Origin of the sequence: Microbacterium sp. SLBN-154, from assembly GCF_006715565.1 — a bacterium.
GTDB lineage: Bacteria > Actinomycetota > Actinomycetes > Actinomycetales > Microbacteriaceae > Microbacterium.
In genome coordinates this window covers 1,212,009-1,235,369 of record NZ_VFNL01000001.1, presented here as the reverse complement: position 1 = coordinate 1,235,369, position 23,361 = coordinate 1,212,009, and the positions used below count along the sequence as shown (strand labels likewise).

The 23,361-nt window shown below is 69.4% G+C and carries 25 protein-coding genes; 10 read left to right on the top strand and 15 right to left on the bottom strand.

The genetic code is table 11. The features are described 5' to 3' along the window. Positions 1-5: 5 nt before the first annotated feature. Positions 6-1,028, bottom strand: a complete 1,023-nt coding sequence (locus tag FBY40_RS06125; protein WP_235014622.1) for a 3-oxoacyl-ACP synthase III — start codon at positions 1,026-1,028, stop codon at positions 6-8. A 168-nt stretch (positions 1,029-1,196) separates the two neighbouring features. Between FBY40_RS06125 and FBY40_RS06120 the strand changes: the two genes are divergently transcribed. Next, positions 1,197-1,529: a DUF3140 domain-containing protein gene (locus FBY40_RS06120; RefSeq protein ID WP_141937227.1), complete on the top strand. Its 333-nt coding sequence runs from the start codon at positions 1,197-1,199 to the stop codon at positions 1,527-1,529. Here FBY40_RS06120 and FBY40_RS06115 read toward each other — a convergent pair. After that, complete coding sequence (locus FBY40_RS06115) at positions 1,498-2,547, bottom strand: glycerophosphodiester phosphodiesterase family protein (RefSeq protein WP_141937225.1); 1,050 nt, start codon at positions 2,545-2,547, stop codon at positions 1,498-1,500. The genes FBY40_RS06120 and FBY40_RS06115 overlap by 32 nt on opposite strands. A gap of 132 nt (positions 2,548-2,679) precedes the next feature. Here FBY40_RS06115 and FBY40_RS06110 point away from each other — a divergent pair, with 132 nt between their 5' ends. The 3 genes from FBY40_RS06110 (at position 2,680) to ligD (ending at position 5,267) form a co-directional block, all read left to right on the top strand. Further along, complete coding sequence (locus FBY40_RS06110; protein ID WP_141940048.1) at positions 2,680-3,600, top strand: Bax inhibitor-1/YccA family protein; 921 nt, start codon at positions 2,680-2,682, stop codon at positions 3,598-3,600. 100 nt (positions 3,601-3,700) lie between these two features. Then, positions 3,701-4,003 (top strand): helix-turn-helix domain-containing protein, encoded by a 303-nt coding sequence (locus tag FBY40_RS06105; protein ID WP_141937223.1) that lies wholly within the window; start codon positions 3,701-3,703, stop codon positions 4,001-4,003. A 25-nt stretch (positions 4,004-4,028) separates the two neighbouring features. Continuing rightward, complete coding sequence (ligD, locus tag FBY40_RS06100; protein ID WP_141937221.1) at positions 4,029-5,267, top strand: non-homologous end-joining DNA ligase; 1,239 nt, start codon at positions 4,029-4,031, stop codon at positions 5,265-5,267. Position 5,268: 1 nt separating this feature from the next. On the opposite strand, the gene FBY40_RS06095 is transcribed toward ligD, so the two are convergent. Next, entirely contained in the window at positions 5,269-5,775 is a 507-nt protein-coding gene (locus FBY40_RS06095) for a TetR/AcrR family transcriptional regulator (protein ID WP_141937218.1), read from the bottom strand. Between the two features lie 91 nt (positions 5,776-5,866). Here FBY40_RS06095 and FBY40_RS06090 point away from each other — a divergent pair, with 91 nt between their 5' ends. Then, the gene (locus FBY40_RS06090) at positions 5,867-6,595 is read left to right on the top strand and encodes an MBL fold metallo-hydrolase (protein WP_141937217.1); all 729 of its coding nucleotides are present in this window, start codon (positions 5,867-5,869) and stop codon (positions 6,593-6,595) included. Between the two features lie 100 nt (positions 6,596-6,695). Here the strand turns inward: FBY40_RS06090 and FBY40_RS06085 are convergent, their stop codons facing one another. The 6 genes from FBY40_RS06085 to FBY40_RS06060 form a co-directional block, all read right to left on the bottom strand. Further along, the gene (locus FBY40_RS06085; RefSeq protein WP_141937215.1) at positions 6,696-7,283 is read right to left on the bottom strand and encodes a ClpP family protease; all 588 of its coding nucleotides are present in this window, start codon (positions 7,281-7,283) and stop codon (positions 6,696-6,698) included. After that, a complete protein-coding gene (locus tag FBY40_RS06080) occupies positions 7,280-7,909 on the bottom strand; it encodes a ClpP family protease (protein WP_141937213.1) in 630 nt (209 codons plus the stop codon). Before FBY40_RS06080 ends, FBY40_RS06085 begins: the two co-directional genes overlap by 4 nt. A gap of 57 nt (positions 7,910-7,966) precedes the next feature. Beyond that, positions 7,967-9,364 (bottom strand): glycosyltransferase, encoded by a 1,398-nt coding sequence (locus FBY40_RS06075; protein WP_141937211.1) that lies wholly within the window; start codon positions 9,362-9,364, stop codon positions 7,967-7,969. A 9-nt stretch (positions 9,365-9,373) separates the two neighbouring features. After that, on the bottom strand, positions 9,374-10,954 hold the full coding sequence (gene guaA / locus FBY40_RS06070; RefSeq protein ID WP_141937209.1) for a glutamine-hydrolyzing GMP synthase: 1,581 nt from the start codon (positions 10,952-10,954) through the stop codon (positions 9,374-9,376). Beyond that, on the bottom strand, positions 10,951-11,481 hold the full coding sequence (locus FBY40_RS06065; protein WP_141937208.1) for a DUF3817 domain-containing protein: 531 nt from the start codon (positions 11,479-11,481) through the stop codon (positions 10,951-10,953). The genes guaA and FBY40_RS06065 overlap by 4 nt, the downstream gene beginning before the upstream one ends. 88 nt (positions 11,482-11,569) lie before the next feature. Next, on the bottom strand, positions 11,570-12,361 hold the full coding sequence (locus FBY40_RS06060) for an SDR family NAD(P)-dependent oxidoreductase (protein WP_141937206.1): 792 nt from the start codon (positions 12,359-12,361) through the stop codon (positions 11,570-11,572). An 86-nt stretch (positions 12,362-12,447) separates the two neighbouring features. Here FBY40_RS06060 and FBY40_RS06055 point away from each other — a divergent pair, with 86 nt between their 5' ends. Next, positions 12,448-13,326: an AraC family transcriptional regulator gene (locus tag FBY40_RS06055; protein WP_141937204.1), complete on the top strand. Its 879-nt coding sequence runs from the start codon at positions 12,448-12,450 to the stop codon at positions 13,324-13,326. Here FBY40_RS06055 and FBY40_RS06050 read toward each other — a convergent pair. The 6 genes from FBY40_RS06050 to guaB form a co-directional block, all read right to left on the bottom strand. Further along, positions 13,315-14,160 (bottom strand): SURF1 family cytochrome oxidase biogenesis protein, encoded by an 846-nt coding sequence (locus FBY40_RS06050; RefSeq protein ID WP_141937203.1) that lies wholly within the window; start codon positions 14,158-14,160, stop codon positions 13,315-13,317. The genes FBY40_RS06055 and FBY40_RS06050 overlap by 12 nt on opposite strands. Continuing rightward, positions 14,160-15,275 (bottom strand): GuaB3 family IMP dehydrogenase-related protein, encoded by a 1,116-nt coding sequence (locus FBY40_RS06045; protein ID WP_141940047.1) that lies wholly within the window; start codon positions 15,273-15,275, stop codon positions 14,160-14,162. The genes FBY40_RS06050 and FBY40_RS06045 overlap by 1 nt, the downstream gene beginning before the upstream one ends. A 55-nt stretch (positions 15,276-15,330) precedes the next feature. Beyond that, the gene (locus FBY40_RS06040) at positions 15,331-15,609 is read right to left on the bottom strand and encodes a DUF2277 domain-containing protein (RefSeq protein WP_141937201.1); all 279 of its coding nucleotides are present in this window, start codon (positions 15,607-15,609) and stop codon (positions 15,331-15,333) included. Between the two features lie 41 nt (positions 15,610-15,650). Beyond that, complete coding sequence (locus FBY40_RS06035; protein ID WP_141937200.1) at positions 15,651-16,268, bottom strand: TMEM175 family protein; 618 nt, start codon at positions 16,266-16,268, stop codon at positions 15,651-15,653. Positions 16,269-16,374: 106 nt separating this feature from the next. Continuing rightward, on the bottom strand, positions 16,375-17,217 hold the full coding sequence (locus FBY40_RS06030) for an endonuclease domain-containing protein (protein WP_235014620.1): 843 nt from the start codon (positions 17,215-17,217) through the stop codon (positions 16,375-16,377). A 197-nt stretch (positions 17,218-17,414) separates the two neighbouring features. Continuing rightward, a complete protein-coding gene (gene guaB / locus FBY40_RS06025) occupies positions 17,415-18,914 on the bottom strand; it encodes an IMP dehydrogenase (protein ID WP_124294181.1) in 1,500 nt (499 codons plus the stop codon). A gap of 280 nt (positions 18,915-19,194) precedes the next feature. Here guaB and FBY40_RS06020 point away from each other — a divergent pair, with 280 nt between their 5' ends. Genes FBY40_RS06020 through FBY40_RS06005 form a run of 4 tightly spaced genes read left to right on the top strand, consistent with a single transcriptional unit; the run spans position 19,195 to position 23,205 of the window. Beyond that, positions 19,195-20,445: a branched-chain amino acid ABC transporter permease gene (locus FBY40_RS06020; protein WP_124294566.1), complete on the top strand. Its 1,251-nt coding sequence runs from the start codon at positions 19,195-19,197 to the stop codon at positions 20,443-20,445. A gap of 9 nt (positions 20,446-20,454) precedes the next feature. Beyond that, positions 20,455-21,435, top strand: a complete 981-nt coding sequence (locus tag FBY40_RS06015) for a branched-chain amino acid ABC transporter permease (protein ID WP_141937199.1) — start codon at positions 20,455-20,457, stop codon at positions 21,433-21,435. A gap of 37 nt (positions 21,436-21,472) precedes the next feature. After that, positions 21,473-22,450, top strand: a complete 978-nt coding sequence (locus tag FBY40_RS06010) for an ABC transporter ATP-binding protein (RefSeq protein ID WP_141940045.1) — start codon at positions 21,473-21,475, stop codon at positions 22,448-22,450. Continuing rightward, complete coding sequence (locus FBY40_RS06005; RefSeq protein ID WP_141937197.1) at positions 22,447-23,205, top strand: ABC transporter ATP-binding protein; 759 nt, start codon at positions 22,447-22,449, stop codon at positions 23,203-23,205. Before FBY40_RS06010 ends, FBY40_RS06005 begins: the two co-directional genes overlap by 4 nt. Positions 23,206-23,361: the final 156 nt, after the last annotated feature.

Sequence of the window (23,361 nt, the reverse complement as noted above, 5' to 3'; positions counted from 1 at the left end):
GTCCGTCACCAGGCCAGTTCCATCATCGCGGTGTTCAGCCCCGAGCCGACGCCCATGAGCAGCACCCGGTCGCCGCGCTTCAGCGAGGACTGCTGCTCGGCGAGGGTGATCGGAATCGACGCGGGCCCGACGTTGCCGTAGCGGTCGTAGGTGACCGGCACACGCTCAGGGTCGAGCTTCGCCGCCTTCACGATCGCGCCGGTGTGCACCGAGGAGACCTGGTGGGTGATGTAGCGGTCCATGCCCGACCACTTCCACTCGGGTGCCGCCTCTTTCCACGCCGAGACGACGAGGTTCAGGCCGCCCTTGAGGAGCGCCTTGGCGTCGGTGAACATCCCGTCGACACTGCCGACGCAGAGCTCATGGAACTGCGTGGCCGCCCGGGTCACTCCGCCGAGCAGCCGGTGACCCTCGGGATGCTCGTCGGCGCGGCCGAGGACGGCCGCCGCCGAGCCCGACCCGAGGGTGAGCGAGGCGAACTCGCTCATGAACCCGTCCCGGTCGGCGTTGGAGTTCACCAGGCGATTGATCGTGTTGACCTGGATCTCGTCGGCGTCTTCACCGTTGACCACGATCGCGTAGCGGATCTGGCCCGACTCGATCATGCCGGCGGCGAGGCTCATGCCGTTGACGAACCCGAGGCAGGCGTTGGCGATGTCGAAGTTGATCGCCGAGGTGGGAAGGTCGAGGCCATGGTGCAGGCGCACCGCCACCGAGGGCTCGAGGTGCTTGCGGGTCACCGAGGTGTTGATAAGAAGGCCCACCTCACCCGGCGCGACACCCGCCTCGGCGAGCGCCTTCGTGCCGGCCGCGATGGTGGCGTCATCCGATGACTCACCCTCAGCCCAGTTGCGCCGCTCGTTGACGCCGGCCACGCGGCGGAGCAGTCCCGGACGCAGGCGGAGACGGGCCAGCGCCGCGGAGAGGCGATCCTCGATGTCGTCGGAGGTGGTCACCCTGCTCGGCAGCACACTCGCCACCGACAGCAACGACACGTTGCCGAAACGGGTGGTCGCATTTCCGGCCACAGAACCTCCGTTCGACGGGATCGAGAAGGCCCGTCGGTGAAACCAAAAGTCTACGCCGGGCGTATACGCACCTTGGCATGAGGCTTTCAGGAACCGGTTCGGGCTTGCATGTGCCAGCGCGGGATGCAAGGGGTTCATTCCCGATCGCCCCCGGCTCACAATCTCGGCATGGACAAGGACGAGCAGAAGAGCATCGCGGATGACTTCGATGACGCCGTGAACATGACGGCGAGCGAGCTGGAGACCTGGCTCGATACCGACGAGTCGAAAGACGTCGGCCAGAAGGACGGCGGAGAGGAGTCGACCGGACACGCCTCGGGCCGACGCATCGTGAAGATCCTCCGGAAGAAGAAGGCCGACCTCACCGACAGCGACTACGCGCACATGAAGAAGGTCACCGGGTATGTGTCGCGGCATTCCTCGCAGCGCCCGAGCGGCGACGTCACCGAGACCCCGTGGCGCTACTCGCTCATGAACTGGGGGCACGACCCCCAGAAGTAGGGGCCCCGAAGAACCGGACGCCGAGGTCGGCGTGGTCGACGAAGACGCCGTCGACGCCGCCGTCGCCGGTCACGCCGTCTCGGATCAGCGCCCACTCGGCCTCGTAATCGCCGAACGCCGCTTTGCCGCCGGGTCGCCGGAACTCCTTGAGGAGGAACGGGTTCTCGGGCCGGCAGGTCCAGGTGAAGACCTGTAGGCCGCGCGCGTGCGCGTCGGCGATGATCCGCGAGCGGTCCGTGGCCCGGCCCAGGCGGTCGGGGGCGAGCAGCATCCTCTTGTCGACGCTGATGCCGTCGACGCGCCCGATCAGGCGATCGAGCCCGGCGGGGTGGGCGATCGAAGGGTAGGTCGGCGCATCGTCGCCGTGTGCCACCACTAGGTCGAACGGCTTGCCCGCCGCCTCGAGCAGGTAGACGTACCGGGCGAGGAGCCCCCGTTCCTGCAGGGCGAAGAGGATGCTGGACTCGAACGATTCCACGATGAGCGGCCACTCCCCCGCAGCCCACCCGGCAGCGCCCAGCTCGTCGTGCACGATGGCGGCGAGGTCGAAGCCGAGCGAGGCCATGAAGGTGGCGTGCTTGATCTCCAGCACGACGCCGATCTCACGCCCCTGGGCGAGCGACGCATCGCGCACGAGGTCGAGCACGTCGATGAGGCGCAGCACCGGCTGCCGGCCGTCGAAAGTCGCGCTCGTGGGGCGGACCTCGGGCAGGCGCTCGCGGCAGGTGAGCGTGGCGAGTTCGTCCCAGGTGAAGTCCTCGGTGAACCACCCCGTCAGCGTGACCCCGTCGACCTCTTTGGTGGTGCGGCGATCAGCGAATTCGGGTCGCGTCGCGACATCCGTGGTCGCCGAGATCTCATTCTCGTGACGCACGACGAGCACACCGTCTTTGGAGAGCACGACGTCGGGCTCCACCGCGTCGACGCCCATCTCGAGGGCGAGGGTGTACGAGGAGCGCGAGTGCTCGGGGCGGTAGCCGGGGGCACCCCGATGGCCGATGACGAGGGGGCGGCGCACGCCTTCAGGCTAGACGCTGATCTCTGCTCATAGTCGCTTCACAGGCCGCCACCTGCCGGGAATCGGAAACGGTCCGATATCGTTGATTCACAGCACACCGCTGTGGCCCGAATACTTTGGAGTGTGAGAGCAGTGGCCCTCAACAACCCCGCATTCAACAACCCGGCGTTTCAGGACCCTCGCGCCGTGCAGTCATACCCGGGCGGTGCGCGTGCAGCAAGCCTGACTCCGCCGCCCGCCGCCGCCGCAGGCTCCGCCTCGCGCGGTGGTGTCGATCTCGCCGCGCAGGCGCAGCTCGAAGGCGCCTTCGCAGGCCCGCCCGCCGGTTCGGTCGAGACCGGACGGATGACGATCGAGGACACCGTCGTCAAGACCGTGTCACTCTTCGCCATCCTTCTCGTCACCGCCGCCGTCGGCTGGGTCTGGACGCTCGGCGGCCTCGTGCCGACCGACAGCGTTTCCGCCCTGCCGATGGTCGTCGGTGGTCTCGCCGGCTTCGTCCTCGCGATGGTGATCATCTTCACCTCGCGCAAGAAGGTGCGCCCCGCGCTGATCTTCGCGTACGCGGCGGCCGAGGGACTTTTCGTCGGTGGCATCTCGGCCTTCTTCGAGATGATGTACCCCGGCATCGTGTTCCAGGCGACCCTCGCGACTCTCGTGGTCGTCGGTGTCACCCTGGCTCTCTTCGCCAGTGGCAAGATCCGCGCGTCGGCTCGTGCGACCAAGATCTTTCTGATCGCGATGGTCGGCTACCTGGTCTTCTCGCTGGTCAACGTCGGCCTCATGCTGTTCAACGTCCCGCTCGCCGGTGGCGCCTTCGGACTGCGCAGCGTCGAGGTCTTCGGCATCCCGCTGGGTCTCATCATCGGCGTCCTCGTGGTCATCATGGCCGCCTACTCGCTGGTGCTGGACTTCGACCAGGTGCAGCAGGGTGTCCGCAACGGCGCCCCGCGTCAGTACGGCTGGCTGAGCGCCTTCGGCATCATGGTCACCGTCGTGTGGCTCTACATCGAGATCCTTCGCATCCTCGCGATCCTGCGCGGCAGCGAGTAACCTCACGCGTCACGAACGGCCGGCCCGGTTCCCGGGCCGGCCGTTCTGCTGTCAGCAGAACGCGTGGCGCAGCGCGGCATCCGCTCTTTAGCCTCGCTTCATGACCGACCGTCTCCCGCCCGAACCGCTCTGGCGCGATGCCCTCGGCGAGCGCCTGCGGCGTCTGCGCCACGAGCGCGGCGAGCGCCTCACCGACACCGCCGATCGCGCGGGCGTGTCGCCGCAGTACCTCTCCGAGGTCGAACGCGGCCGCAAAGAGCCCTCGAGCGAGATGATCGCCGCCATCGCCGGCGCGCTCGACACCACTCTGGTCGACCTCACCCTGGGCGTCGCCGACGATCTGCGCGGCGATCAGAGCGTGCGTACCACGAGCATCCGCGGCGCATTCGCCCTCGCCGCCTGAACCTCGCCCGGGTACCGTGGGCCGCATGGCCGCGAAGACACCGCCCGCGATCCTCGACGTCGACGGCGAGGAGGTGCGGATCTCCAGCCCCGACAAGGTCGTCTTCCCGGAGCCCGGCATCACGAAGCTCGACCTGGTCGAGTACTACCTCGCCGTCGCCGACGGGGCCCTTCGGGGGGCGGGCGGGCGCCCGATGGTGCTCAAGCGCTTCCCGCGCGGCATCGACGCCGAACCGTTCTTCCAGAAGCGCGTGCCCGAGAACCACCCCGCGTTCATCGACACCGCCACGCTGCACTACGCGTCGGGCACGTCCGCCGAAGAGGCCGTCATCCGAAACGCCGCCGGGCTCGCGTGGATCGTCAACCTCGGATGCCTCGACCTGAACCCCCACCCCGTGCGCGCCGAAGACCTCGACCACCCCGACGAGCTGCGGATCGACCTCGACCCCATGCCCGGCGTCGAGTGGTCGCAGATCGTCGACGTCGCCCTCGTCGCCCGCGAGGTGCTCGACGACGTGGGGCTCGTGGGCTGGCCCAAGACGAGCGGGTCGCGGGGCCTGCACATCCTCGTCCGTATCGCCCCGGAGTGGGACTACAAGCAGGTGCGCCTCGCGGCGGAGAGCCTCGCCCGCGAGATCGAGAACCGCGCACCCGGCCTCGCGACGGCGCGGTGGTGGAAGGAGGAGCGCGGCGAGAGCGTCTTCGTCGACTTCAACCAGAACGCCAAGGACCGCACCGTCGCCTCGGCGTACTCGGTGAGACCCCGCCCCGACGCCCGCGTGTCCGCCCCGCTGTCGTGGGAGGAGGTGCGCACCTCCCTCCCCGAGGCCTTCACCGTGCCGACGATGATCACGCGCTACGCCGAGATCGGCGACCCGCACGCGGGCATCGACGACGCCGTCGGGTCGCTCGACGGACTGCTGCGGCTGGCCGAAGAGCTCGGCCCGGCCGAGAAGCCGCCCCGCGGAGGCGACGGTTCGGGCAGACGTCAGTCGCTCATGCCGCTCATCGAGGTCGCCCGCACGAAGACCAAGCCGGAGGCACTCGAGGCGCTGGAGACGTGGAAGGCGCACCACTCCGAGGTCGCCGCGCAGCTGCATCCGGCCGATGTCATGATCGACGGCATGCGCGGGTCATCCTCTCTCTGGTACCGGGTGCGGGTGAATCTGCAGCACGTCGCCGAGGGGGAGCGTCCGCTGCAGGAGGACCTGATCGCCGACTACGACCCCTGGGCAGGCAGGGTCTGGCCGAAGGCCGAGCGGTAGGTCAGACCGGCCTCCGAAGGCCCGCGACGATGGTGTCGAGCCCGTACGCGTAGGCCTCGTCGAGATCGCCGCCCAGGCGGAAGGCGCCGGCCAGCTCCATGGTGAGGAACCCCGTCGCCCACGCGGTGACCACGCGCGCGGCGTCGAGACTCCTCGTCGCCTCGAGAATGGGGTCGGCGACGTCGCGGAACGCCCCCGCCGACTCCGAATCGAGCAGCAGACGAAAGCTCATCGGATTCGCGCGCGCGAAGGCCCGGTACGCGTGGGCGAGCTCCGTTACGCTTCCGTCGGTCGCGGCGAAGCGGCGGGAGAGATCGGATGCCGCGTTCTCGGCCACGAGACGCAGAAGCTCATCGCGGTCGCGGACCCGCTTGTACAGCGAGGGTGCGCGAACGCCGACGCGTTCGGCCACCGCCTGCATCGTCACCCCCGCGGGGCCGCGCCGCTCGAGCAACTCGCGTGCCGAGGCGACGATCGCGGGGAGGGTGGTGCGCTCGGGCGTGGGCATCGCAGGCTCCTGGGAATAACAATTAGCTATTGACGTTAGCCATGAAGGCTATGTAACGTAGCCATCGTACTCACGTAGAGAGAAGACGGCAATGCGACTCGCCCCCCAGCTCCACCGCATCGGCAACGACATCGTCGCGGCGTACCTCGTCGAGACCGCCGATGGCATCACCCTCATCGACGCCGGACTCCCCGGGCACTGGCGAGACCTTCTTCGCGAGCTGCGGGCGATGGGACGCGAGCTCGGCGACATCCGGGGGGTCATCCTCACGCACGGCGACAGCGACCACCTCGGCTTCGCCGAGCGCCTACGACGCGAGCACGGCGTGCCGGTCTACATCCACGCCGCCGACGCCGAGCGGGCCAAGGGCGGCCCGAAGCCTCCGACGGCGATGGGCCGCAAGCGGCTGGCCGCGCTCGTCGGGTTCTTCGTCTACGCCGCGCGCAAGGGCGGGGCACGCACCCGGCACCTGACCGAGGTCGTCGAGATCGGAGACGGGCAGGTGCTGCCCCTCCCCGGCGATCCGCAGATCGTCGCACTCCCCGGCCACTCGCCCGGAAGCGTCGCGGTGTACGTCCCCGCGGTGCGGGCGGCGTTCGTCGGAGACGCCCTCACAACCCGCTCGGTGCTCACCGGCGAGGTCGGACCGCAGCCGGCCCCCTTCACCGACGAGCCGGCCGAGGCGCTCGCTTCGCTCGACCGGCTCGCCGGGCTCGACGTCGAGTGGATCCTCCCCGGCCACGGTGCGCCCTGGCGGGGGCGCCCGGCCGACGCCGTGGCGGCGGTGCGGGCGGCCGCTGCGCAGATGGGTGCGGGCTGAGGCTGGTCCCCAACTCCTGCACTTCGGTCGCCGGGGCAGCTCAGCAACCGGAATCCGGCGCCCAGCCGCCCGAAATGCAGGAGTTAGGGACACGCGGCGGCTAAGCCCGGGTGAGCACGGTGTCGGCGAGGCCGTACTCCACGGCCGCGACGGCGGTGAAGACCCGGTCGCGGTCGGTGTCGACGCGCAGTTTCGCCGCGTCGACACCGGTGTGCCGCGCGAGGATCTCCTCCACTTCGCCCCGCACCCGCACCAGTTCGTCGGCCTGCAGGATGAGGTCGGGGATCGCTCCGCGCCCCTGCCCCGCCGGCTGGTGCAGCACCACGCGCGCGTGCGGCAGCACGGCGCGCTTGCCCGCGGCACCGGTCGCCAGCAGGACCGCCCCGACGCCGATCGCCTGTCCGACGACGGTCGTCACGACATCCGGCCGTACGTGCTGCATCGTGTCGTAGATCGCGAGCATCGCCGCGGGGTCACCCCCCTCGCAGTTGATGTAGAGCTGGATGTCGCGCTCGGGACTGTCGGCGTCCAGGTGCAGCAGCTGGGCGATGAGGGCGTTCGCGACGCCTGCGTCGATGGCGGTGCCGAGGTAGACCACGCGTTCTGCGAGAAGATGCGAGTAGACATCCATGATGCGATCGCCCCGGGGATGCTGCGCCACCACGTTCGGGATCGTGTACCCGCTCACGCCCCCACCTCCGTCGCGCGGGCGCCGAGACCGGCCGGCCGCCGCCGGCGCGGCACGACCTGGTCGAACCGGTCGACGATCCCGTCGATGAAGCCGTAGGCCTGCGCCTCGGCGGCGGTGTACCAGCGGTCGTGGAGGGAGTCGTTGAAGATCCGCGCCACGGGCTGCCCGGTGTCGTCGGCGATGAGTGCGAGGACGGTGTCGCGCGTGTGGCGGAGGTCGTCGGCCTGCATCTCCACCTCGACCGCCGATCCGCCGATGCCGGCCGAACCCTGGTGCATGAGCACCCGCGCGTGCGGGAGGGCTCGACGCTTGCCCTGCGTCCCGGCCGACAGCAGGAACTGGCCGGCGCTCGCGGCCATGCCGAGGGCGAGGGTCGCGACGTCGTTGGGGATCAACCGCATCACGTCGCGGATGGCGAGCATCGCCGGCACCGATCCGCCGGGCGAATGGATCCACAGGGCGATGTCGGCGGCCTCGTCCTCGGCCGCCAGCGTCAGCAGCTGGGTGGTGAGGAGGGTGCCGTTGTCGTCGTCCAGCGCGCCGTCGAGCACGAGCACCCGGTGATGGAACAGTTCGCGTCGGGTCTCGAGGCCGAACGCCGGAGGGCGGGGTGTGTCTGACATGCCTCTCATCGTGCGACGGATGCAGCGGCCGCGGCCGCGCGCGCGGCCCTCGGCGGATCAGCTCAGGGCAGAGCGCCGCGAGGGCTTGGCCAGCACGTCGCGCACCGCACCGGCGAGCGCCGACATCACGTGCTCGGGCTCGATGCGACGCGCCGCCTCCACCGCCTCGACGGAGAGCCGGTGCCGCAGGTCGAGGTCGGTGAGCACCCGCACGAGTGCCTGCGTCATCGCTTCGATGTCGCCGTTCGGTACGAGCAGTCCCCCACCGCCGGCGAGCGCTTCGGCTGGACCGAAGGGCGCGTCATAGGCCACGACCGGGCATCCGCGCACCAGGGCCTCCGCCAGGGAGAGACCCTGCCCCTCGTGCCGGGAGGTGGAGAGGAAGACGGCGGCCTGGTCGAGCACGCGTCCCGGGTCATCCGTCGGTCCACGCAGCACCACGTGCGACCCGACGCCCAGCTCGTCGATGAGCGCCTGCACCTCTGCGCGCAGCGGCCCGTCGCCGAAGATGTCGAGTCGCGCGTCGGGAAGCACCCGGATGACGCCCGCGAACGCCCGCACGGCGTGGTCGACCCGCTTCTGGAACGCCAGCCGATTGAGCATGACGACCTGGTTCGCGTCGCGGCCGGCGAGCGGCGCGACGGCCGAAGCGGCGGGCACGCCGTTCGGCACGACGATGTGGACGTCCGAAGCGCCGAAGCGCTCCTGGATCGCGTCACGCTGCGCCGCGGTCGGCCAGAGCACCGCATCGAACCGCTCGGCGACGCTGAACCACCGCTCCCACAGGGCGTTCGTCTCGGCGTCGGGGGTGTAGGGCGGCTCCATGTGCACCGTGTGGATCGAGTGCAGCAGCCGCACATCGGGGTCGTCCCACCCGGCGAGAAGCTCGCCGAGCTGCCGCGACTCGCACACGACGATCACCGGCCGCGTCGGGTCATCCGCTCGGAGCCCCGCCGTCACGTGTTCCAGCCATGCGCGGTAGAGCGCGCCGAACCCGGAGAGGATGCCGCGCACCCGCCCGTCGGTGCCGTGCACGGCGATCGGGGCCGTCGTGATGTGCCAGTCGGGATCGTCGGGGATGACCGGCAGCGACAGCGCCGGGCGCTCAGCCGGCACCGGGCGATACTGCAGCGCCGGGTCGGGGTCACCGGGGCGGGCTGCCTCCCGCAGCCACGCGGCGGCACCGCCATCCGCTCCGATCGCCTCGTCGAAGAGGTTCCGCATGCGGTCGACACCGACGATGAGGTCGCGCCCGTCGAAGACGGCGCGGTGGCGGGCATGCTCCTCGGGCGTGCCGGGGTCGACGGTGAGGAGAAGGGGCCCACGCCCACCGTGCACGCCGGCGGCTGCCATCTGGCGCGCCCGCGCGAGCGTGGCGAGGGTGTATCCGCCGTCCCGGTCGGGGATCAGACGGCTGGAGAGGATGACGTACTCGGCGTCGGGGAAGACGGTCATCCGCTCAGCTCACTCCCACTCGATGGTGCCCGGGGGCTTGGACGTGACATCGAGGACCACCCGGTTCACCTCGCGGACCTCGTTGGTGATGCGGTTGGAGATCTTCGACAGCACGTCGTAGGGCAGGCGCGTCCAGTCCGCCGTCATGGCATCTTCCGAAGAGACCGGGCGGAGGACGATCGGATGACCGTAGGTGCGGCCATCACCCTGCACGCCGACCGAGCGCACATCGGCCAGGAGCACGACGGGGCACTGCCAGATCTCGCCGTCGAGGCCTGCCTTCGTCAGCTCGGCTCGCGCGATCGCGTCGGCATCACGCAGAATCTCGAGACGGTCAGCGGTGACCTCACCCACGATCCGGATGCCGAGGCCGGGGCCCGGAAAGGGCTGGCGCGCGACGATCGCCTCGGGGAGACCGAGCTCGCGACCGATGGCGCGGACCTCGTCCTTGAAGAGGGTGCGCAGCGGTTCGACGAGCTCGAACTGGAGGTCTTCGGGAAGACCGCCGACGTTGTGGTGCGACTTGATGTTGGCCGCCCCCGTGCCGCCCCCGGATTCCACCACGTCGGGGTACAGCGTCCCCTGGACCAGGAATCGGATCGGCTCGCCGTCGGCGGCGGCCTCGGCGACGAGGTCGCGCTCGGCGGCCTCGAACGCGCGGATGAACTCGCGCCCGATGATCTTGCGCTTCTGCTCCGGATCGGAGACCCCCTCGAGCGCAGCGAGGAACTGCTCGCGCGCGTCGACGGTGACCAGGCGCACGCCGGTGGAGGCGACGTAGTCGTTCTCGACCTGCTCGCGCTCGCCCTTCCGCAGCAGCCCGTGGTCGACGAAGATCGCCGTGAGCTGGTCGCCGACCGCGCGGTGGACGAGCGCGGTCGAGACCGCGGAGTCCACGCCGCCCGAGAGCGCCGAGATGACGCGGGCGTCGCCGACCTGGGCGCGGATCTTCTCGACCTGCTCGGCGATCACGTTTCCGCTGTTCCAGTCGGCAGGAAGACCCGCAGCCTTGTGCAGGAAGTTCTCGAGCACCGCCTGACCGTGATCGGTGTGCTTGACCTCGGGATGCCACTGCACGCCGTACAGGCGACGGGCATCGTTCGCGAAGGCCGCCACCGGGGTCGCGGCGGTGCGGGCGAGCACGTCGAAGCCCTCGGGGGCCTTCGCGACCTGGTCGCCGTGGCTCATCCAGACGTTCTGCTCGGCGGGCTGACCCTCCAGGAGCGTTCCCTCGGTCACGATCGTGGCGTCGGTGGCGCCGTACTCGCGCAGGCCGGTGTGAGCCACCTCCCCGCCGAGGGCCTTGGCCATGGCCTGGAAGCCGTAGCAGATGCCGAGGGTCGGCACTCCGAGTTCGAGTACGCCCGGGTCGAGGGCCGGCGCGCCGTCCTCGTAGACCGACGACGGTCCGCCCGAGAGGATGATGCCGACGGGCTGACGCGCGGCGATCTCATCCGGGGTGGCCGTGTGCGGGACGATCTCGCTGTACACCCCGGCCTCGCGCACCCGCCGGGCGATCAGCTGGGCGTACTGCGCGCCGAAGTCGACGACGAGGACGGGACGCTGTGACGTCTCGGTCTGTTCGGTCACCGGGTGCCTTCCGAAGCGGGGACGGTGGATGAGGCGGATGCCGCGGCAGCGGCCTCGCGCTCGGCGAGGTAGCGACGGACCTCACGGGCCACCCGCGCCTCCATGAAGAACGACAGCAGCGGCACGACGCCGCCGAGGGCGAGGGTGATGAACCGCAGGAAGGGCCAGCGCATGAGGCTCCAGATGCGGAAGCACGCGAAGAGGTACACGACGTAGAACCAGCCGTGCGCGACGAGGATGAACAGCGAGATGTTGAACCCGTCGCCCGTGGAGATCATCTCGCAGCTGTTCGTCGCGGGTAGGAACAACGACCACCACTGGCAGTCGGCGCCGGCGATGACGGGCGCGAACCAGAGGAACCCCCCGGACCCTCCCGCGAACAGCTCAAGGTGCAGCGGGGTGTACTTCAGGATCATCTCCGCCACGAGGAGGAGCAGGCCCACACCGGTGATGATCGAGCAGATCTGGTAGAAGGTCAGCGCTCCGCGGATCGCCGGAAATGAGGCGAGTTTCGGGGCACGCGGCATGCCCCGAGTCTACCGGCCGGGCCGGAGCGCCGATTCAGGATGTCTCGGCGTTGAATCAGGTGCGGGGCCGAGTCAGACGCGGGCCGAGTCAGACGCGGGCGGCGACGATGCCCCCGTCGACGTCGATCGTCGCACCGTGCAGATACGCCGCCTCGTCCGAGGCGAGATAGCGGACGGCGAACGCGATGTCGATCGGTCGGCCCGGCTTGCCCGCCGGCGAGCCGGCGGTCATGGCCTCGAGGATCTCGGCGGCGGCGGCGTTGCCGGGAGTCAGGGTCGCGCCGGGGGCGACGGCGTTGACGCGCACGCCGCGCGGGCCGTACTCCGCCGCCCACGCCTTGGTCAGGTGGTCGAGGGCGGCCTTCGTCGCCGGGTACAGGCCCACGGCCGGCGTCCCCACGTTCGCCATCCACGAGGTGATGTTCACGACCGCGCCCGCACCGCGCTCGGCCATGGCCGGAGCGAGAGCCCCGACGAGATCGTGGGGAACGCGGATGTTGGTGGCGAGGAGTGCGGCGACATCCTCATCGGGAAGATCTGCCGTCGGGCCGACGGGGAAGATCCCCGCATTGTTGACCAGGATGTCCACGCGACCGCCCACCGCTTCGGCGGCGCGCGCGGCGAAATCCCGCGCGGCGTCGGGACTCTCGGCGAGGTCGCCGGTGACGACGCTCGCCCGCCCGCCGCGCTCGGTGATGGCGACGGCGACGACCTCAGCGCGCTCGGCGCTCCGGCCGTGGACGACGACGTGGGCTCCGGAAGCGGCCAGGACGTGGGCGATCGCCTCACCGATCCCGCTCGAGGATCCGGTCACGATCGCCGTTCGGCCGGCGAGCCGCTCGTCGCGCGGGAGGGTGGGAAGGGAGGAGGAAGTGGTCATGTCTCAAGACTCCCGCCCGAAGAGGTGGGCGGCTTGATCGTCAACGTCGTGACCTTGACGGAAACCGTCTGGGATTGAATGGTCGAATGGATACCCGCATCTCCGCGCTCCTCGAGCGCGCGGCCGAGAAGGCTCGCCGCCACGGCGGCGACACCGCTCGCGCGGAGGCGCTGGGGGTCACGCTCGGGCGCACCACCGCGCCGACGCCGATGCTGTTCGTGCGCTACCCGCCGTGCCTGGCGATGGTGCTTCACGGCCGCAAGCAGTCGCTCGACGCCGATGGTGCGGGAGCGGAGTGGGGACCGGAGCATTTCCTCATCACGCCGGTGAATCTGCCGGTGATCGCCCGGGTGATCGAGATCGGCCCTGCCGGCGACTTCCTCTCGCTGAACTGGCGGCTCGACCCGACCATCGTCAGCGAAGTCGCCGCGCACCTGCCGAGAGCCGCGACGAGTGCACCGTCCCCGCGCCTGGGAACGATGACGGCGGGCATCGCCGACGCGGTCGATCGTCTCCTCGGTCTCCTCGACACCCCCGAGGACGCGCCGGTCCTGCTTCCGCTGATCAGTCGCGAACTCACCCTCCGTCTGCTGCAGAGCGATCAAGCACCCCGTCTGCACGCCGCAGCCGAGCATGCGCACGCCGATTCGGTCAGCACGGCGATCGACCACTTCGCCGCCGATCTCGCACGCCCGTGGACGGTCGACGACGCCGCGGCCCTCTGCCATGTCAGTCCCGCGACCTTGACGCGGCGATTCCGCGAGATCACGGGTCTGACCCCGATGCGCTACCTGAAGCGTCTCCGCCTGGGCGAGGCTCGCCGTGTCATGCTCACCGAGGGGCGGTCGGCGTCACAGGCGGCATTCGCCGTCGGCTACCTCAGCGCCGCCCACTTCTCGCGCGACTACCGCGCGGCGTATCGGCTGCCGCCGACGAGAGACACGCAGCGCGCGTCAGGCGGATGACGCGGCGCGGGCGTCTTCGAGGTCTTCGACCTCTTTCTCCCAGGCGTCCTTGGCCAGGCGGTACCAGAGGTAGAACGCGAAGCCGGCGAAGATGACCCACTCGGCGGCGTAGAAGACGTTCAGCCAGTTCACCGCCGAGCCCGCCTCCGGCGGTGCCGAGACGATCTCGTCGAGACCCCCTTGGGGAACCTCGGCGACGATGTACGACCGGTAGACCTCCAACCCCGCCGTGTCACTCCATCGCGAGAGCAGGGCGGCCGGCGACATCCGGATCAGGGTCTGCGGATCCGCACCCGACGGCGGCGGCACCGCGCCCTCGTCGGAGATGAGCCGCCCCTCGATCGCGACCGCGGCACCCCCCGCGTCGGCGTCGGCGTTCAACCGCTCGACCGCCGCCTCCGCGGCATCCTGTGTCGGCGCCCATCCCACCGCGACGGCGATCGAGGTGGGGACGGCCGTGTCGGCCACGCGCAGCTGGCCGGTGACCCAGAAGCCCTCGACTCCGTCGTTGAACCGGGAGGAGACGACGATGAAGTCACCGGGCACCCAGGTGCCGCTCACCGCCACGCGCTGCCCGACGAACGGCTCGGGAAGATACTCACCGGGCTCGCTCACCTCGGCGAGCGGGCGCACCTGTTCGGTCGCCCCCGGCGGAAGCGGCGCGGTGTCGATCGCCCGCCCGAGCTGCCACTGGCCGAGCCAGGCGAACAGGCCCGCGACGACCAGGGAGAGCGCGAGGAGGGCGATCCACTGCGGCCGGATCAGCACCTCGCGGAGCGTCGGCGGGAACTCCTGCGTCGGAGCCGGCGGGGGCAGTGGGGCGGGCTGGGTCATCACTGCGGGTAGGGCGCGACGACGACCTCCACGCGCTGGAACTCCTTGAGGTCGGAGTAGCCGGTCGTCGCCATGGATTTCCTCAGCGCCCCGATCAGGTTCGCGGTGCCGTCGGCGACGGGCGCCGGGCCGTAGAGGATCGACTCGAGCGTGGTGACCTGGTCGACCTTCACGCGGCGGCCGCGCGGGAGCTTGGCGTGGTGGGCCTCGGGGCCCCAGTGGAAGCCGCCGCCGGGCGCATCGGTCGCGCGCGCGAGCGCGACACCGAGCATGACCGCATCGGCGCCCATCGCGAGGGCCTTGACGATGTCGCCCGAGGTGCCGACACCGCCGTCGGCGATGACGTGCACGTAGCGTCCGCCCGACTCGTCGAGGTAATCGCGCCGCGCGCCCGCCACGTCGGCCACCGCGGTCGCCATCGGCGCGTGGATGCCGAGGGTCGCCCGCGTGGTGGAAGCCGCTCCCCCGCCGAAGCCGACGAGCACCCCCGCAGCACCGGTGCGCATGAGGTGGAGCGCGGCGGTGTAGGTCGCCGCGCCGCCGACGATGACGGGGACGTCGAGGTCGTAGATGAACTTCTTCAGGTTCAGCGGCTCGGCCACGCTCGAGACGTGCTCGGCCGAGACGGTGGTGCCGCGAATGACGAAGAGGTCGACCCCCGCTGCGACGACGGTCTCGTAGAGGTCGGCCGTGCGCTGGGGAGTGAGGGCGCCGGCGACGGTGACGCCGCCCGCACGGATCTCGGCGAGCCGGTCGCGCACGAGCTCGGGCTTGATCGGCTCGGTGTACAGCTCCTGCATGCGGCGGGTGGCGGCGGCGTCGGGGAGGCTGGCGATCTCGGCCAGGAGCGGCTCGGGGTCGTCGTAGCGGGTCCACAGGCCCTCGAGGTCGAGGACACCGAGACCGCCGAGCTGGCCGAGCATGATGGCCGTGCGCGGGCTGACGACGGAATCCATCGGGGCACCGAGCACGGGGATGTCGAACTGGTACGCGTCGATCGACCACGCCGTCGAGACATCCTCGGGGTTCCGCGTCCGCCGCGAGGGCACGACGGCGATGTCGTCGAACGTGTAGGCGCGGCGAGCGCGCTTGGCGCGGCCGAGTTCCATCTCCATGGTCACCGTCCCAGCCTACCCGCCGGGTCTGACGCGGCCGCGGGGGTCGTCCTTCTCAGGCGACCTGATAGCGCCCCGACGCCACCGCGCGGGCGCGGGCCTTGGCTGCTTCTTCCTCACGGTTCTTCGGGGGCGCCGTGGTGACGAGGTCGTCCAGCAGGTGCTGCGTGACGTGGGCGATCTCGGCGACCGCCCGGTCGAAGGCCTCCTGGTTGGCCTTCGAGGGCTTGGTCGTCCCGGCGATCTTCCGCACGTACTGCAGCGCGGCGGCGTGCACCTCGTCCGACGAGGCGGCGGGCTCGAAGTTGTGGAGGGTGTGGATGTTCCGACACATGCGAGCGACGATACGCCGAGTCGTGTGACCGCGAAAAGGGGTCAGCGTCCCCGCAGCAGCCGCGTGAGGGGCCCGTCGAGGAGGAAGAGCAGGAAGGCGGCTGACCCGATCCACGGCGAGGCGACGACGACGACGACCGAGATGATCACCGCGCTGAGCGCCCCGCGACCGTAGGCACGTGCATCGCCGTCGGAAAGGTCCGGCATGAGGTCGGCGCGGCGGCGCACCGCCCACGACCACTGCAACCAGCTGGTGAGGATCGCCAGGAAGAACGTGATCGGCATGAGCACGCGTCCGGCCGTGTACGTCGAGTACTCGGTGGTGAGGCCGGTGGCGAAGGGGACGACGACGATGAAGAGGAGCCGGACGTTGTTCAGCCAGATCATCACGCCGTCGACTCGGACGATCCACTCGAACTGCTCGACGTGCGTCATCCACAGCAGGCACAGGAGCAGGAAGCTCAGGGCGAAGTTGAAGAACTGCGGCACCATCGCGGCCAACGCCCCCCAGAGCTCTGCGTTGCTCTGGATGGTGCCGAAGGTGTGGGTCGTGAGATCCAGCACGAGCAGGGTCGCCGCGATCGCGAAGACCCCGTCGGCGAAGGCGGCCAGGCGCGTCGCGCCGACCGTCGCCTCCGGGTGGGCCTTCCCCCTGATCACCCCGCCAGGCTAGCGGTGGGCGGTCGACCTTCGGGAGAATGCGCGAGGTTCGGAGCCGAGTGCGTCCAGGCTCCGAAGGTGCTGGCCCTCTCCGAAGAAGGTTCATTCACGCGGCGAGGTGAAGGCGGGCGGCGATGGCCCGGCGGATGACACGGAACACCGTCTCCCGGTCGTGCACGACCTGTGCGTAGCCGAAGCGCAGCACCGTGTATCCCCGCAGACGCAGCTCAGCGTCGTGAGCGATGTCCTTCCCGCGCTGAGCGGCCGAAGAATGGAACTGCCACCCGTCGAGCTGGATGACGAGCTTCTCGCCCACGACGATGTCGACGGGCCGCCCCGCGAGCCACACCTGCTGTCGAATATTGACACCCCAGCGCCGGAGCGGCACGACGAGCAGGGTCTCGAGCCCGGAGTCGGACAGCCCCGTGACAGCCTCGGCCAGTTCGCGCGCCGCCTTCGAGGTCCAGGGCAGCGAGCGCAGGTACTCCGGCGCGAGCTTCTCCACGCGCACGGCCGACTCCCAGAGCACCAGAGCGTCGTCGTTCGGAAGGCAGCCGGCGATGTGCTGCAGCGCATCTTCGACCTCGGCGTACAACGATCGCGGTGCGGGAAGCAGGGGTTTCGTCCAGTGCAACGTCGCGTCGATCGGGCCGGTGAGGTGGGCCGAAGCGGCATGCGGGGGGAGGTGCAGGTGCACCCTGGAAGGAGGGGAAGCCACCCACCATTGGCGACGGTTCGCCAGCGAGACGCATGACACCCGCCCGCCGGCGCGGGCCGCAAGAACGAGAGCGGGGTCGGCATCGGATGTCGCCACCCATGCCCGGCGGATGAGAGTGCCGAAGCCGCTGCGGACGAACGACTGCAGCGACGGGAGGGCGAAACCCGCGGCGAGGATGTCAGCGCGATGAGCGATGCCGTCACGGGAGGCTAGCCACTGCAGGAGGTTCACATCGGCAGTGTGGCCACGTTCGCGGCATCCATCCGCCGGTTCGTTGCATTCCGTGGACAGCTCGACGCACGCCCGGCGTGTGCAGAAGAGGACGGGCGCGCGCGTGCTTCGGAGATCCACGCGCGGTTCGGACCCGAACGCCTGAAGCGCTCCGAAGAAGCGCGAATTCTCCGCAGCTCGCCGGGGCGCGGCGCGGCTCAGCGCTTGTAGTTCGGAGCCTCCACGACGATCTGCACGTCGTGCGGGTGCGACTCCTTGAGCCCCGCGGATGTGATGCGCACGAACTTGCCCTTGGCCTTCAGCTCGTCGATCGTGCGGGCGCCGACGTAGAACATCGACTGCCGGAGGCCGCCGACGAGCTGGTAGGCCACCGCCGACACCGGGCCGCGATAGGGGACCTGACCCTCGATCCCCTCGGGGATGAGCTTGTCGTCGTTGGGCACGTCGGCCTGGAAGTAGCGGTCCTTCGAGTACGAGGTCTTCTTGCCGCGCGTCTGCAGAGCGCCGAGCGACCCCATGCCGCGGTACTGCTTGAACTGCTTGCCGCTCTGGAAGACGATCTCGCCCGGCGACTCGTCGGTGCCGGCGAGGAGCGAGCCGAGCATGACGGTGTCCGCTCCGGCGACGAGCGCCTTGGCGATGTCACCCGAATACTGCAGGCCGCCGTCGGCGATGATCGGCACGCCCGCCGCGCGGGCGGCGAGGGATGCTTCGTAGATCGCCGTCACCTGCGGCACGCCCACGCCCGCGACCACCCGGGTGGTGCAGATCGAGCCCGGTCCGACACCGACCTTGACGGCGTCCACGCCGGCGTCGATGAGAGCCTGCGCGCCCTCCCGCGTCGCGACATTGCCGCCGATGACGTCGACGCCCGCGAACGACGGGTCGGCCTTGAGGCGACGCACGATGTCGATGACCCCGGCAGACTGGCCGTTGGCGGTGTCGACCACGAGCACGTCCACGCCCTTGTCGCGAAGCGCCTCGGCGCGCTGCCACGCGTCGCCGAAGAAGCCGATCGCCGCTCCGACGCGCAGGCGCCCCTGCTCGTCCTTGGTCGCGAGGGGGTACTTCTCGCTCTTGTCGAAGTCCTTGATGGTTATCAGGCCCGCGAGCTTGCCGTCGTCGTCGATGAGCGGCAGCTTCTCGACGCGGTGCTTGGCGAAGAGGGCGATGACGTCGTTCGCGCCGATCCCGACCCGCGCGGTGATGAGCCCCTCCGTCGTCATCACGTCCTTCACCAGCGTCGTCTGACGCTCGAAGCCCGAGACGAACCGCATGTCGCGATTGGTGACGATGCCGACGAGCTGCCCCTCGGCGTCGACCACCGGCAGCCCCGAGATGCGGTACTTCGCGCACAGCGCGTCGACCTCTTCGATCGTGGCGTCGGGGGTGGTGGTGATGGGGTCGGAGATCATCCCCGACTCGCTGCGCTTGACCCGATCCACCATCGCCGCCTGCTCCTCGATGGAGAGATTGCGATGGATGATGCCGATCCCGCCCTCACGCGCGATGGCGATCGCCATGCGGGCTTCGGTGACGGTGTCCATCGCGCTCGAGAGGAGCGGGGTGGCGACCGTGATCCGACGGGTCACGCGCGAGGAGGTGTCCGCCTCGCTCGGGATGACGTCGGTGTGACCGGGAAGCAGCAGCACGTCGTCATAGGTCAGACCGACGAAGCCGAAGGGATCGTTTTCCATGGGGGCTCCTGCGCGCGAGAGGGGTGTGCTGATTCTAAACGCGGGAGGCGGCGACCTATTCCGACCGATCGGTCACTTATGCTCGACCAGCACTCTTTTCAAATGCCAAGTCGGTTCGTAGGTGAAACACGCCCGACACATTACGCTCATACCGTTCATCAATGCCGATGCACCCCGATGTCGGCATTGGCGCCGGACTGGAGGATCTGTGAGTCCCACCATCGCTGCGGCTCAGCGGACGAGACGCAGGGCGATCCCCGCGATCATCGCCCTGTTCCTGATGCTCATGGGCATCTTCGTGTCATCCGTTCCCGCCTTCGCCACGGATTCCGAGAACCCGTATCGCATCAGCGGCAACGTCCAGCTCGACGGCGAGCCCCTCGAAGGGGTGCGCCTCGTCATCGACGGGCCCGGCGGCGAGCAGGAGGTCGAGACCGACGAGAACGGCCAGTGGCGGGTCGGGGTGCCCGAGCGGGGTGAGACCTACACCGTCACCCTCGACGAGGAGACGCTCCCCGAGGGCATCGCCGTGGTCGACCCCGAGGACGACTCCCCCAACATCAAGGAAGTCGAGATGGGGCAGGGTGGCCGCGCGACGGTCAACTTCTTCATCGGCGAGGGCGAGCGAAACGTCACCGGGTTCTTCGACCAGTTCGTCCAGCGGATCATCCAGGGTCTGAGCTTCGGCCTCATGCTGGCCCTCGCGGCCATCGGGCTCTCCCTCGTCTACGGCACCACCGGCATCTCCAACTTCGCCCACGGCGAGATGGTGACCTTCGGGGCGGTGATGGCCGCGGTCCTCGTGGGGCCGGCGAGCCTGGCGCTGCCGTGGTGGCTCGGGTTCCCGGTCGCGGTGGTGCTGAGCGCCCTCCTCGGGCTCGTGATGGACATGGCGCTCTGGCGACCGTTGCGGCGCAGGCGCGTGGGCATCGTGCAGCTCATGATCGTGTCGATCGGCCTCTCGCTGGCGATGCGCTACACCTTCCAGTTCTTCATCGGCGGTGGCACCATCCAGCTCCCGGGCTCCAACGCCCCCCGCATCCCGCTCTTCGGCACGGTCGAGCTCAGCGTCATCGACATCGCGTCGCTGGCGATCTCGATCATCGTCATCGTCGCCTTCGCGCTGTGGCTGACCCGCTCTCGGATCGGCAAGGCGACACGGGCGATCTCGGACAATCCGTCGCTCGCAGCGGCATCCGGAATTGATGTGGACTTCGTGGTCCGCATCGTCTGGATCCTCGCCGGCGCCCTGGCCGGCCTCGCCGGCATCCTGTACGCGTATTACCGTCCGGGCATCCGCTGGGACATGGGAGCGCAGATCCTGCTGCTGATGTTCGCCGCCGTGATCCTCGGTGGCCTCGGCACCGCCTACGGCGCGCTCGTCGGCGCGATCATCGTGGGTATCGTCGTCGAGGTCTCGAGCCTGTGGATCCCGTCGGACCTGAAGTACGCCAGCGCGCTGTTCATCCTCATCGTGATCCTGCTGTTCCGACCACAGGGAATCCTGGGCCGGCGAGAGAGAATAGGTTAGGGCCCGGCAATGGACTGGCTGCAGATCCTCTCCAACACCGCCTCCTCGATTCTGAGTCCGGCGACCATCGGCTACGCCCTCGCGGCGCTCGGTCTCGCGGTGCACTTCGGCTACACCGGCTTGATCAACATGGGTATCGCCGGGTTCATGGCGATCGGGGCATACGGCTACGCGATCGGCGTGCTCACCTTCGGACTGGAGTGGTGGCTCGCCGCGCTCCTGGGCCTCGTGGCATCGGCCGTCTTCGCCGTCATCCTCGGCATCCCGACGCTGCGACTGCGCGGTGACTATCTCGCAATCGTCACGATCGCGGCGGCCGAGGTGGTGCGACTGCTCTTCCTCACCACCGCGTTCGACGAGTACACCGGCTCGGCCGACGGGCTCAGCGGGTATCACGCGAGCTTCCGCGGGGCGAACCCCATCCCCGACGGGACGTACGGCTTCGGACCCTTCACCTACAACGAGACCCAGTGGTGGGTGCGGATCATGGGGCTTCTCACCCTCGCATTCGCCGTTCTCGTGGTGTGGATGCTGACCCGCAGCCCCTGGGGCCGCACGATCAAGGGCATCCGCGAGGACGAAGACGCCGTGCGCGCGCTCGGCAAGAACGTCTACGCGTACAAGATGCAGTCCCTCATCCTGGGTGGTGTGCTCGCCGCGGCGGGCGGCATCGTGTACGCCCTCCCCTCGGCGGTCAGCCCCGGTGTGTACGTGACCTCGCTGACGTTCTTCGTGTGGACGGCGCTTCTGTTGGGCGGTGCGGCGACGGTGTTCGGCCCGCTCCTCGGATCGCTGATCTTCTGGGTGCTCCAGACGTTCCTCTCCAACGTCCTCCCGGCGTTGGTGGCGGCGGGCATCCTTCCCTTCATGACCCAGATCCAGGCGGGAACGCTGCGCTTCATCATCGTGGGCGTCGCGCTCATGCTCCTCGTGATCTTCATGCCGCAGGGCATCCTCGGCAACAAGAAGGAGCTGACCTTTGTCCGATAACCAGCCCTCCAACGAGCCGGTCGACGACGTCGACCCGATGGCCGCCCCCACGCCGCGCGCGAAGACCACCGGTCTCCACAAAGGCGACGTGCGCCCCGGGGTGCCGAAGGTCGACCCGATCCTCGTCGCCGACGGCGTGCAGCGCTCGTTCGGCGGCGTCAACGCCGTCGATGTCGAGCACCTCGAGATCCCGCGGGGCGCCATCACGGCGCTCATCGGACCGAACGGCGCCGGCAAGACCACCCTGTTCAACCTGCTGACCGGATTCGACAAGCCCAACACGGGCACGTGGAGCTTCGAGGGGAAGAACCTCTCCGGCATCCCGGCCTATCGTGTGTCGCGCATGGGACTGGTCCGCACCTTCCAGCTGACCAAGGCCCTCGGTCTCCTCACCGTCATGGAGAACATGAAGCTCGGCGCGACCGGGCAGCGCGGGGAGAAGTTCTGGGCCTCGCTCTTCCCGCCGCTGTGGCGCAAGCAGGACGCCGAGATCGAGCAGCGCGCCGAGGGTCTGCTGAAGAAGTTCAAGCTCGACGCCAAGTCGGCCGACTTCGCCGCGAGCCTCTCGGGCGGTCAGCGCAAGCTCCTCGAGATGGCCCGGGCCCTCATGACGCAGCCGACGCTGGTCATGCTCGATGAGCCGATGGCCGGGGTGAACCCGGCGCTGACCCAGTCGCTCCTGGATCACATCCTCGACCTCAAGGACGAGGGGATGACGGTGCTCTTCGTCGAGCACGACATGCACATGGTCCGGCACATCGCCGACTGGGTGGTCGTCATGGCCGAGGGACGTATCGTCGCCGAAGGCGACCCGACATCCGTCATGAAGAATCCCGCGGTCATCGACGCCTATCTCGGCGCGCACCAGGAGCTCGATCTCGGTGTCGTCACCGGGCGCATCCCCGTCGTGGAGGCGGATGCGGGAACGGATGCCGCGGCGTCGGCGTCGTACAGCGCGCAGACGCTCGTCGACGAAGGCCTGGCCGAGGAAGAGCAGCAGGAGGAGCACAAGTGAGCACCCCCACCGAGACCGGCGCGGCCACGGCCACCGGAACCCCCGTCGTCTTCGTCGACGATGTCCACGCGGGCTACCTTCCCGGCGTGAACATCCTGAACGGATGCTCGCTGGTCGCCCACCAGGGCGAGCTGATCGGCATCATCGGGCCCAACGGTGCGGGCAAGTCCACGCTCTTGAAGGCGATCTTCGGGCAGGTGAACATCCGGAAGGGCACCGTCACGCTCGAGGGCGACGACATCACCGGTCTGAAGGCCAACAAGCTCGTCGCACGCGGGGTGGGCTTCATCCCGCAGACCAACAACGTCTTCCCCAGCCTCACCATCGAGGAGAACCTCCAGATGGGGCTCTATCAGCGCCCGAGTGCCTACAAGGAGCGCCTGGAGTTCGTGACCGGCATCTTCTCCGAGCTCGGCAAGCGGCTGAAGCAGCGCGCTGGATCGCTCTCGGGCGGTGAGCGTCAGATGGTGGCGATGAGCCGTGCGCTGATGATGAACCCCAAGGTGCTGCTCCTCGACGAGCCGTCGGCGGGCCTCTCCCCCGTTCGGCAGGACGAGGCGTTCATCCGGGTCTCGGAGATCAACAAGGCCGGTGTGACCTGCATCATGGTGGAGCAGAACGCGCGCCGCTGTCTGCAGATCTGCGACCGCGGGTACGTCCTCGACCAGGGGCGCGACGCTTACACCGGCACCGGTCGTGAACTGCTGAACGACCCCAAGGTCACCGAGCTCTACCTCGGCACGCTCGGCGCCTGACGCGCGCGGAGCGCGCGACGCGACCCTTCGGCTGCGCCGCCGCCGCCCCCGGTCGAGTGGGCGCATATGGCCGCGATGAGGCACTCAACGTGACCATTCACGCCACCTTCGCGACTGCGCTCGACCGCCCACCCCGGCGCCCCTGATCGAGGTGGC